The following is a 1094-nucleotide window of genomic DNA, read 5'->3' as shown; positions in this document are numbered from 1 at the left end:
TCGACGCTGGCGGAGAAGGTCCACGACAACCGGTTCCTGCGGCTGCTGTGTCACATGCTGCAAGCCGGATACCTGGAGGACTGGGTCTACCACGCCACGCTCAGCGGGGCACCGCAGGGTGGCGTGGCATCCCCGATCCTGTCCAACATCTACCTGCACCGGTTGGACACATTCATCGAGACGGTGCTCATCCCGGAGTACACCCGAGGAGAACGTCGGGCAGAGAACCCGGCTCACCAAAGCGTGACCGGGCATATCAGGCGGGCTCGCGCTCGTGGTGACCGTGCCGCGGTGCGGATACTGCGTAAGCAGCAACGCTCGTTGCCCAGCAAGGATCCTAACGATCCTGGCTATCGGCGGCTGCGGTACATCCGCTACGCCGATGACATCCTGCTCGGGTTCGCCGGACCCAAGTCCGAAGCCGAACAGATCAAGCAACGCCTGGCCCAGTTCCTACGCGACGATCTCGCTCTGGAACTGTCCCAGGACAAAACTCTGATCACGCACGCCCGCACCCAGGCGGCGCGGTTCCTCGGCTACGAGGTCACCGTTCAGCACAACAACCGACATCTTATCCGTGGTCGACGCTGGGCCAACGGCACAGTGTGGCTGCGTGTGCCGCTATCGGTGATCAAGGAAAAATGCGTCCCATACCTTAAGCGCGGCCAACCCGCGCACCGTAACCGGCTGGTCCAGGAAGACGACTACACCATCGTCGCGACCTACGGGGCGGAATATCGGGGCATCGTCCAGTACTACCTGCTGGCCGGGGACGTCCACCGACTCACACGTTTGAAGTGGGCCATGGAAACCTCGATGCTGAAAACGCTGGCGGCGAAGCACCGCTCCACGGTGTCGAAAATGGCGGCCAAGTACAAAGCCAAAATCGAGACACCGCACGGGAAACGGACCTGCTTCGAGGCCGTCGTCGAACGCGCCGGCAGGAAAACACTGGTCGCACGGTTCGGCGGTATACCACTCAAACGGCAGAAGGTGGCGGACCTTATCGACCGACCACCGATCCGGGTCACTCATGTGTGCAAGGAGCTCATCGGACGGCTCCGCAAAGACACGTGTGAGATCTGCGGGCAGAA

General features: G+C 62.0%; 1 protein-coding gene. It reads left to right on the top strand.

Translation table 11 applies throughout. The annotated features are described in order from the left end of the window. The coding region (locus ACFFIA_RS17370) for a reverse transcriptase/maturase family protein (protein ID WP_377252168.1) at nt 1–1094 on the top strand (1094 nt) is incomplete at both ends.

Source organism: Phytohabitans kaempferiae, assembly GCF_042433955.1.
GTDB classification, from domain to species: domain Bacteria; phylum Actinomycetota; class Actinomycetes; order Mycobacteriales; family Micromonosporaceae; genus Phytohabitans; species Phytohabitans kaempferiae.
The sequence above is the reverse complement of the archived record's forward strand: the minus strand, read 5'-3'. Positions and strand labels throughout refer to the sequence as shown.